Below are 9,377 nucleotides of genomic sequence, written 5' to 3' on the forward strand. Positions count from 1 at the left end.
GGGCCCGCGTAACCTTCCCGGCCGTGATCCCTGATGAGGTGGAAATCCGTCCGGTCCGCGACGACGACCTGCCCGCGTTCTTCGCCCACGAGCAGGACCCGCAGGCCAACTGGATGGCCGCGTTCGGTCCGAAGGACCCGGCGGACCGGGCCGCGTTCGACGCGCACTGGGCGCGGATCCGCGCCGACGAGCGCATCGTCAACCGCACGATCGTCGCCGGCGGCGAGGTGGTCGGCCACGTGGCGGCGTTCCCGGTCGACGACCGGACCGAGGTCAGCTACTGGATCAACCCGGAGCGCTGGGGGCGCGGCCACGCCACCGCCGGGCTCACCGCGCTGCTGCGGGAGCTGCCGCAGCGGCCGGTGCGGGCCCGCGCCGCGAAGGACAACGCCGCCTCGCTCGCGGTGCTGCGCAAGTGCGGCTTCGTCGTCGTCGGCGAGGACGCGGGGTACGCTCCCGGCCGCGGCGTCGAGGTCGAGGAGTGGGTGCTGGAGCTGCCCGCCGAGGCGCCTGACCAGCGCGACCACTAGTGTCCCCGGGGTGAACTGGCTGGAACTCGTCGGCTGGGCCGGCTCCGCGCTGCTGGTCTGGTCCCTGCTGCAGACGCGCATCCTGCGGCTGCGCGCGCTCAACCTGGTCGGCTGCCTGATCCTGATCGGCTACAACGCCGCCCTGCACGTGTGGCCGATGGTCGGGCTGAACGTGGTGCTCACCGTGATCAACGTGTGGTACCTGCGCAAGCTGCTGGCCACCCGGCACGACGAGCAGACCTACCAGGTGGTGGAGGTGGGCACCGGCGACGCGTTCCTGGCCCACACGCTGCGGGTGCACGCCACCGACATCGCCCGGTTCAACCCGGCGTTCCGCTGGGACCCGGCCGACGCTGACCGCTCGGCGTTCCTGGTGGTCCGCGCCGACGAGGTGGTCGGCGTGATGGTGTCGCACGCCGAGGCCGGCGGGGTGGCCCAGATCGACCTGGACTACGTGACCCCGCCGTTCCGCGACTTCACCCCCGGCGAGTTCGTCTACCGGCGCAGCCGGCTCTTCACCGACCGGGGTTTCCGCCGGGTGGTCAGCCCGCCCGGCATGGTCGCCCCCTACTACCACCGGCTCGGCTTCCGCCCGGAGGGCGGCGCGTACGTGCTGGACCTGCCCGCCCCGGCCTGAGCCGGGTCAGGCCGGCGTGCTCGCGTGGTCGCGGGGCCGGCCGAACCAGCGGGTCAGCGCGGCGCGCAGCCCGTCCCGGTCCGGTGCCGCCGCGTCGGACGCCCAGGCCAGGTAGCAGTCCGGGCGCAGCAGCAGCGCGGTCGCTGCGGTGCCCGTCAGTCGGCCGTCGACCACGTCGACCCGGTCCCGCCACGGCCCGGCGGTCCCGCCCAGCGTGCCGGTGCCGTCGAGCAGCAGCGGGCGCGCGTCCCGGGTCAGCTCGGCCAGCCGCACCGGCCCGGTGTCGCGGTGCACCACCAGGTCCGGCGCCCAGCTGCCGACCGGTGGCCCGTCCGGTCCCGGGTCGTAGCGGATGTCCGCGCCGGCCATCAGCGCGGCCACGTGCCCGGCGTTCCCCGGCCGGGCGAGCAGCTCGCCGACGAGTTCGCGCAGCGCGGTGACCTCGGCGCCCGGCGCGATCAGCGCGGACTGGGCCTGGGTCGACATGGTGACCCGCCGGGCCGCCGGCCGGCGTTCGGCCTCGTACGTGTCGAGCAACCCGTCCGGGGCCCAGCCGTGCAGCCGCGCGGCCAGCTTCCAGCCGAGGTTCACCGCATCCTGGAGGCCGAGGTTCAGCCCCGGCCCGCCGATCGCGGAGTGGACGTGGGCGGCGTCGCCGAGCAGCAGCACCCGCCCGGCCCGGTAGCGCTCGGCGAGCCGGGTGTTGCCGCCGGCCAGCCGGCGCAGCAGGTGCGGCCCGGGCCCGGCCGGCGGGCCGAGCGGCACCTCGACCCCGAGCACCCGGGCCGCACTGGCCCGCATCCCGTCGAGCGTCAGCGGCGCGTCCGCCTCCGGTGCCGCCGGCCACTCGACGGTGCTGACCAGGGGCGCCCGGTCGGGAAACGGCGCCCAGACGATGAGCCCGTGCTCGGTGCGGGTGTGCCGGAACGGCGGCACGACCCCGTACCCGGGCACGACGAGACCGCCGGTGGCCGGGTCGACCAGCTCCGGCGGCACGCCGACCTGGGCGGTACGTGAGACGGACCGGTCCGTGGTGACGCCGGGGAAGCCGATGCCGGCCAGCTTCCGCACCGTGCTGCGTCCGCCGTCCGCGCCCACCAGGTAGCGGCAGTTGAGCGTGGTGCCGTCGGCAAGCTCGACCTCCACCGCGTCGGTGCGCTGCCGCAGCCCGGTCACCTCGCACCCGCGGCGGACCGGCACGCCCAGTTCGGCGACCCGTTCGGCGAGCACCCGCTCGACCTCCCGCTGGGGCACCGCCAGCCCGTACATCGGGTTGTCCGCGACGGCGGTCAGGTCCAGCGGCAACGCACCGAAGACGAACCCGGGCGTCGGTCGTGGCGGCGCGGCGGAGCCGGCGAGGCGCTCGTGCAGGCCGCGCCGGTCGAGCATCCGGACGACCTGGCCGACCAGCCCGTTGGCCCGGTTCTCGGTGGTCGGCGCGGTCAGCCGGTCACACACCACCGGCTGGACCCCCGCCAAAGCCAACTCGACGGCGAGCATGAGCCCGTTGGGCCCCGCCCCCACCACCACCACATCAATCACCACAGTTCCTCCCAGGGATGAAAGGCCGGGCCCCCTGTTAACGCCTCCGGTCGAGAAGGGGCCCCTTCTCACGGGGGGCGGGGTGGATCAGCGCGGCGGGGGCAGCCCGGCGGCGAGCTGGGCCAGCGCGTCGGAGAGGAGCCGTTCCATCGGCTCGGGGCGCTCGGCGCGGAGGAAGTGCCGCATGGCCGCGCCGACGCCCGCGTTGACCGCGGCGGCCACCAGGTGCGGATAGAGATCGCGGCCGGCGTCGGTGCCGGTGCGCTCCGCGACGGCCTCGGCCAGTTCGGCGGCGGCGACCGCGCCGGCCCGCAGCATCTCGCCCTGCAACGCCGGCTCGGCGAGCATCACCCGCAGCCCGGCGACCCACTCCTCGTGCGCGCCCGGTGGCGACTGCTCGACCTCCGGACCGGGTGCCCATGAGGTGAGGAACGCCGCCTCGATGGCGCGCCAGAGCGGCTCGCCGGCCGGCCGGGCGCGGAGCGCGTCCACCACCCGGCGGCTGCGGTCCAGGTGTCGGGCGGAGATCGCCTCGGCCTTGCTGGCGAAATAGTTGTTGAACGTCCGTGGGGACACGCCGGCGGCCTGCGCGATGTCCTCCACCAGCACGGCGTGGTAGCCGCGCGCCACGGTCAGGCGGATGGCCGCCCAGCTCAGCGCCGCTCTGGTCGCGGCCTTCTTGCGTTCCCGCAGTCCGCTCACGCACCGACCGTAGCAAAAGATGCGTGGCTCGCAAATATGCTGATCCCGCAAAATCTTGGCCGGTCAGCAGAAGCACAGGATTCAGGCACGAGCCGGCGGGGCACAGAGGGGCCACGCCGACCGGGTCTGCCGGCCGGCGAGTCGGCCATCGGCCGACCCGGATCGGGTCGAGGGAGACAACCGGTCGTGCAGAGCTACTGGAGCCAGTTGGCCCTGGTCGGGGTGCTGGTCATCGTCAACGCGGCCTTCGCCGGCAGCGAGATGGCCCTGGTGTCGCTACGGGACAGCCAACTGCAACGGCTGGAGCGCAGCAGCCGCGCCGGCCGCACCCTCGCCCGGCTGGCCAAGGACCCGAACCGGTTCCTCGCCACCATCCAGATCGGAATCACCCTCGCCGGCTTCCTCGCCTCCGCCGCCGCGGCCGTCTCCCTGGCCCGCCCGCTGGTGCCGCTGCTCGGCGTCTTCGGCGACGCCGCCGAGACGGTCGCCATCGTCGCGGTCACCCTGGTGCTCACGTTCGTCACGCTGGTCTTCGGCGAGCTGGCGCCCAAGCGCATCGCCATGCAGTCCGCCGAGCGCTGGGCGCTGGTGGTGGCCCGACCGTTGGACGTGCTGGCCAGCCTCACCCGGCCGGCGGTCTGGCTGCTCGGCGCCACCAGCGACATGGTGGTCCGCCTGTTCGGCCTCGACCCGAAGCACGAGCCGGAGGAGATCGGCCCGGACGAGCTGCGCGACATCGTGGCCGGCAACCACGGCTTCACCAAGGAGCAGCGCACCATCATCGCCGGCGCGGTGGAGATCGCCGACCGGCAGTTGCGGGCCGTCCTCGTACCCCGGTTGCAGGTCTTCACGCTCGACAGCGGGACCACCGCGGAGGCTGCGCGGCTGGTCCTGGCGGCGACCGGGCACTCCCGGGCGCCGGTGGTCCGGCACGGCGGCCTGGACGACGCGGTCGGCGTCATCCACCTGCGGGACCTGGTCGGTGTCCCCGACGACCGGCCGGTCGACGAGATCGCCCGCCCGCCGATGCTGCTGCCCGACTCGCTGCCAGTCGTCGACGCGCTGCGCCAGTTCAAGGCCGAACGCCAACACATCGCGCTGGTGGTGGACGAACGCGGGGCGGTCGACGGGATCGTGACGCTGGAGGACATCCTCGAAGAGATCGTCGGCGAGATCTACGACGAGACCGACCGCGACCTCCAGGCGGTCCACACCGAGGCGGACGGCACGCTGGTGCTGCCCGGCACCTTCCCGGTGCACGACCTCACCGACCTCGGGGTCGACCTGCCCAACCGGCCGACCGGCGACTACACCACCATCGCCGGGCTGGTGCTGATCTGCCTCGGGCACATCCCGACCGTGGCGGGGGAGCAGGTCGCCGTGGACGGCTGGGAGCTGACCGTGGCCGGCGTGGACCAGCGCGCCATCGTCGAGGTACGCCTCCGCCGCCGTCCCCGTCGCGAGCGGAACAGCGACGACGACACCGACGGCGCCGAGCCGGCCGACGGCGCCGACCCGGCGGACACCCCGGAACTCGACGAGGCACGCCGCTGACGGTCCCGCCGCGCCGCGCCGGTCACCCGGCCGGGGACCAGCCCTGCCGCGTCCGGCGCAGCGTCGGCTCAGCGCCGGTCGGCGGGTCGGCCGAACGGAAAGCCGGGCACCGGCGGATGCAGCCGCACCGCGTCGGCCGGCACCTGGTGGGTGCTGCGCCCCACCAGCCGGGCGATCGCCCGCAGCAGCCACGGCCCGGCCGGGTGCAGCTCCGGGCCGATCAGCCGGCTGGTCACCCGGGTCCACCAGTGCCCGGCGACGATCACGTCGGCGATCCGCAGCCGCTCCGGCGGCCAACCCCCGCGCACCACCACGTCCACCACCCGGCCCAACCGCCGCCCGTGCAGGTCGTACGCGGTGCGCCCGAGCAGCTCACCCGCTCGCACGGTACGCCCCCGGGATCCGCTCGATCAGGTGGCGGCGCAGCCACGACTCCACCGGTGAGGACGGCAGGTCCGCCGCCCGGCAGCGCAGCCGAACCGCGCTGTCCACCCGGGCCACCACCGCCAGCGGCACCCGCAACGGCGGCACCGGCGGATCGTCGGTGAACCGGTCGGCGACCGCCACCAGCAGCCGTCCGACCCGGCCGCCGATCCGCTCCCCGAGCGCGCCCTGGCCGGTGAGCAGGCTGTCCACGTACGGATAGCCCGCCCCGTCCACCGCGAACGCGATGTCGTCCACGCGTCCCACCAGCCGGCCCTCGGCGTCGACGATCTGCCGGTCGAGCAGTTGCCTGGCGAGCTGGACCCTCATCGCCCCATCCCCGTCATGATCGCCAATGGGATCGCCGCCACCGAGGCGGCGACGATGAGCAGCAGGAACACGGCGCCGAGCAGGTTCGACCACCACCCGTTGACCCGGTCCCCGAGGTAGGTGCGGTCGTTGGCCACCACCAGGATCGGCAGGTAGGTCAGCGGCAGCACCACCGCGCTCAGCACCAGCATGTACTCGGTCAGCCGGACCGGGTCCACGGTCGTCATCAGCATCACCACACCGAGCAGCAGTCCGAGCAGCAGCACGCTGTGGAACCGGGCCGCCTCCCGCGGGCTGACCCGCTTGCCCCACTGCCAGCCGAAGTACTGCGCCGCCGCGTACGCCGCCGACAGGCCGGTCTCCAGCGCCGCGCCGAACGTCACCGCGAAGAACGCCAGCACCGCGGCGACCAGACCGGCGCCGCCGAGCGCGGTCGCCACCGGCCGCGCCACCTGGTCGAGCGAGGTCAGGGACGCATCGGACGGGTGGTAGGCCACCGTTGCCACGGCGATCAGTGACAACGCCAGAAAGCCGCCCACCGGGAAGCCGATCAGCACGTTCGACCGGGCGCGCGCCAGGTCGGCCGGGCTCCACCGCTCCTCCACCCCGCCGGAGGAGAAGAAGAAGACCTCGTACGGGCTGACCGTGGACGCGAACAGCGCCACCGCCACGAACCAGTACAGCGGCCAACCGTGTCCGGCCGAGCTGACCCGCCACGCCCCCTGCCCGAGTTCCGCCCAGTCGGTCGGCAACGCCACCAGCGCGACCGCGAAGACCAGCAGCGCCAGCCCGGCCAGGCCGAAGATCCGCTCCATCAGCTCGAAGCGCATCCGCCACAGGACCAGCCAGACCGCCAGCGCGGCCAGCGGCACCCAGAGCAGGTGGCTGAGCCCGGTGGCCAGCGTGAGCGCCAGCGCCACCCCACCCAGCTCCGCGGCCAGCGTCACGACCGTGACCAGCCACGACGCCACCAGGTTGAGCAACGCGACCCGGGGCCCGAGCCGCTCCCGGACCAGGTCGAACACCGCCCGGCCGCTCACCGCCGCGATCCGGCCGGCCATGTCCGCGTACGCGCAGATACCCACCACCCCGACCAGCAGCACCCAGGCGTGGGCCATGCCGAACAGCGCACCGGCCTGGCTGGCCGCCACCAGGTCGCCGATGTCGACGAAGCCGCCGATGGCCGAGAGCACGCCCAGCGTGGCGGCGAGCAGCTTCCTCACGTCGGGTCGGGGGCGGCTGGTCTCATCGACGCGACGATATCGGCGTCAGTGCCCCATTATCGGGGGAATCGGGTAGTCCGGCGTCAGTCGGCGGTCAGGTTCTGCAACCGCACCTGCCCTCGGGCGACCAGCCGGGCGTCGCCGTCGGTGATCTCCACCAGCCACAGTTGCTGACTGCGACCCCGGTGCACCGGCGTGCCGACCGCGGTCAACTCGCCGTCGCGGACCGCGCGCAGGAAGTCGGTCTGGTTCGACACTCCGACCACCCGGCCCCGGTCGCCCAGCCAGAGCGAGCCGCCCACGCTGGCCGCGGTCTCCACCACCGAGCAGTAGACGCCACCGTGCTGGATCCCGTGCGGCTGGTGCAGCTCCGGGCGCACCCGCCAGCGGATCACCACCCGGTCGGCGCTGACCTCGTCCAACTCCAACCCCAGCAGGGCCACGAAGCCCCCGGTCAGGTCTGGTGTCTCCACCCTGGTTCCTCCTCGCGCTCGACGGCGCCGCCAGCCTAGTCGCCGCCGCCGTCGGCAAACCCGGTACGGCCCCGGGCCGGGGATGGGGGAGAATCGGTGACCGTGACCGACAGCAACCTCCCGCCGGGGCGGGACTCCCTGACCGAAGACCTGCTGTGGCGGGGCCTGATCCAGGACTCGACCGGCCCCGACGAGCTGCGTGCGCTGCTCGACGGCCCGAGCGCCACGTTCTATGTGGGCTTCGACCCGACCGCCCCCAGCCTGCACGTCGGCAACCTCATGCAGGTCGTCACCGCCCGCCGGCTCCAGCTCGCCGGGCACCGGCCGCTGCTGCTGGTCGGCGGTGCCACCGGTCAGATCGGTGACCCCAAGGAGAGCGCCGAACGGACGCTCAACCCGCCGGAGGTCATCGCCGGCTGGGTCCAGCGCATCCGGGACCAGCTCTCGCCGTTCGTCACGTACACCGGCGACAACGCGGCTCGCATGGTCAACAACCTGGAGTGGACCGGCGAGATGTCGGTGGTGGAGTTCCTCCGGGACGTCGGCAAGCACTTCCCGGTGAACAAGATGCTTGCCCGCGAGGTGGTCAAGGCCCGGCTGGAGAGCGGCATCAGCTACACCGAGTTCAGCTACCAGCTCCTCCAGGCCAACGACTTCTTCGAGCTGCACCGCCGGCACGGCTGCCAGCTCCAGTACGGGGGCTCGGACCAGTGGGGCAACATCACCGCCGGGGTGGACTACGTCCGCCGGCGCGGCGCCGGCCCGGTGCAGGCGTTCACCACCCCGTTGGTCACCAAGTCGGACGGCACCAAGTTCGGCAAGAGCGAGACCGGCGCGGTCTGGCTCGACCCGGAGATGACCAGCCCGTACGCCTTCTACCAGTTCTGGCTCAACGCCGACGACCGCGACGTGACCCGTTACCTGCGGTACTTCAGCTTCCGGTCCCGGTCGGAGCTGGAGGAGTTGGAGAAGGCCACCGCCGAACGCCCGCAGGCGCGGGCGGCCCAGCGGGCCCTGGCCGAGGAGCTGACCACGCTCGTGCACGGCGAGCGGGAGACGGCCCAGGCGATCGCGGCGAGTCAGGCGCTGTTCGGGCGGGGGGCGCTGGAGGAACTCTCGCCGGAGACGCTGCGGGCCGCGCTCGCCGAGGCGGGGCTCGTGCCCGTCGACGAGCTCCCGGACGTCGCCGGCCTGCTCAAGGAGTCGGGTCTGGTCCCGAGCATGAAGGAGGCCCGGCGGGTGATCGCCGAGGGCGGCGCCTACGTCAACAACGTCCGGGTCGCCGAGGTCGACGCGACCGTCTCCGACGCCGACCTGCTGCACGGCCGCTACCTGGTACTGCGCCGGGGGAAGCGCTCGTTCGCGGGCGTTGAGCTGCGGGGATAGTCGACCGTCGACGATGTGACGGGGGACGCGCCCGACGGATTTGACGATCAATCCGTCGGGCGCGTAACTTTCTCTCTGCCAGCGCGGAACGGACGAACAGGGCGAAAGACCTGGAAGGCCGGAGCGCAGGACCTGGAAACCGGGTGGTGCCCCGGATCCGCCGGGAGGCGGATTTGGTGAGGCGGAACCGACCGGGTAAGGTTATCGGCCGGCAGGGAAACGGACGGGCCAGCGGGAGACCGCGAACGGCCGTCCTGCCGAATTCCTCGGAGCGACCGACGTGAGTCGGCCGAATCGTGGTGCCCGGCAAATGGGTGATGCACGACAAACTGGCAAACACCGGTTTGACACGGCGGAAACCACCGGGTAACGTAGTAAAAGTGCCCGGCGCGAGAGCGGCGGGGACGCGAACGAAATGCCCCGGGTCGGGGGCCTCCTGGTGGAGGTTTCCGGGTTGGTGTGTGGTTGTTCTTTGAGAACTCAACAGGGTGCTTGATAAGCCAGTGCCAATTGTTTTATACCCCGGACTGGTCAGGCTTTGGTCTGTCTGGTCGGGATTCCTTTGGCAACACTTTTG

At 73.0% G+C, this 9,377-nt stretch carries 10 protein-coding genes; 4 read left to right on the plus strand and 6 right to left on the minus strand.

Going from position 1 to position 9,377, the window contains the following annotated elements; all coding sequences use genetic code 11:
- Nucleotides 1–26: 26 nt before the first annotated feature.
- Both C8054_RS23350 and C8054_RS23355 read left to right on the plus strand, forming a co-directional pair.
- Nucleotides 27–530 carry a GNAT family N-acetyltransferase gene (locus tag C8054_RS23350; protein WP_107160193.1) on the plus strand — a complete coding sequence of 168 codons (504 nt, stop codon included), beginning with the start codon at nt 27–29 and terminating at the stop codon, nt 528–530.
- A gap of 10 nt (nt 531–540) precedes the next feature.
- Nucleotides 541–1,167 (plus strand): hypothetical protein, encoded by a 627-nt coding sequence (locus C8054_RS23355; protein WP_107160163.1) that lies wholly within the window; start codon nt 541–543, stop codon nt 1,165–1,167.
- 6 nt (nt 1,168–1,173) lie between these two features.
- Here C8054_RS23355 and C8054_RS23360 read toward each other — a convergent pair whose 3' ends face one another.
- Together C8054_RS23360 and C8054_RS23365 are read right to left on the minus strand one after the other, a co-directional pair.
- Complete coding sequence (locus C8054_RS23360) at nt 1,174–2,709, minus strand: FAD-dependent monooxygenase (RefSeq protein ID WP_107160195.1); 1,536 nt, start codon at nt 2,707–2,709, stop codon at nt 1,174–1,176.
- Between the two features lie 87 nt (nt 2,710–2,796).
- Nucleotides 2,797–3,411, minus strand: coding sequence for a TetR family transcriptional regulator (locus tag C8054_RS23365; RefSeq protein WP_107160165.1), 615 nt, complete (start codon nt 3,409–3,411; stop codon nt 2,797–2,799).
- Nucleotides 3,412–3,597: 186 nt separating this feature from the next.
- Between C8054_RS23365 and C8054_RS23370 the strand changes: the two genes are divergently transcribed.
- The gene (locus C8054_RS23370) at nt 3,598–4,965 is read left to right on the plus strand and encodes a hemolysin family protein (RefSeq protein ID WP_107160167.1); all 1,368 of its coding nucleotides are present in this window, start codon (nt 3,598–3,600) and stop codon (nt 4,963–4,965) included.
- Between the two features lie 68 nt (nt 4,966–5,033).
- Here C8054_RS23370 and C8054_RS23375 read toward each other — a convergent pair whose 3' ends face one another.
- The 4 genes from C8054_RS23375 to C8054_RS23390 all read right to left on the minus strand — a co-directional run bounded on the left by C8054_RS23375 (nt 5,034) and on the right by C8054_RS23390 (nt 7,414).
- On the minus strand, nt 5,034–5,351 hold the full coding sequence (locus C8054_RS23375; protein WP_107160169.1) for a hypothetical protein: 318 nt from the start codon (nt 5,349–5,351) through the stop codon (nt 5,034–5,036).
- The gene (locus C8054_RS23380; RefSeq protein ID WP_107160171.1) at nt 5,338–5,718 is read right to left on the minus strand and encodes a hypothetical protein; all 381 of its coding nucleotides are present in this window, start codon (nt 5,716–5,718) and stop codon (nt 5,338–5,340) included. Before C8054_RS23380 ends, C8054_RS23375 begins: the two co-directional genes overlap by 14 nt.
- A complete protein-coding gene (locus C8054_RS23385) occupies nt 5,715–6,941 on the minus strand; it encodes an NRAMP family divalent metal transporter (RefSeq protein ID WP_107160173.1) in 1,227 nt (408 codons plus the stop codon). The genes C8054_RS23380 and C8054_RS23385 overlap by 4 nt, the downstream gene beginning before the upstream one ends.
- 83 nt (nt 6,942–7,024) lie before the next feature.
- The gene (locus tag C8054_RS23390; RefSeq protein ID WP_107160175.1) at nt 7,025–7,414 is read right to left on the minus strand and encodes a PaaI family thioesterase; all 390 of its coding nucleotides are present in this window, start codon (nt 7,412–7,414) and stop codon (nt 7,025–7,027) included.
- A 102-nt stretch (nt 7,415–7,516) separates the two neighbouring features.
- Between C8054_RS23390 and tyrS the strand changes: the two genes are divergently transcribed.
- Nucleotides 7,517–8,800 carry a tyrosine--tRNA ligase gene (gene tyrS / locus C8054_RS23395; RefSeq protein WP_107160197.1) on the plus strand — a complete coding sequence of 428 codons (1,284 nt, stop codon included), beginning with the start codon at nt 7,517–7,519 and terminating at the stop codon, nt 8,798–8,800.
- Nucleotides 8,801–9,377: the final 577 nt, after the last annotated feature.

Origin of the sequence: Micromonospora sp. RP3T (assembly GCF_003027925.1) — a bacterium.
In the GTDB taxonomy this organism is placed as follows: Bacteria; Actinomycetota; Actinomycetes; order Mycobacteriales; family Micromonosporaceae; genus Micromonospora.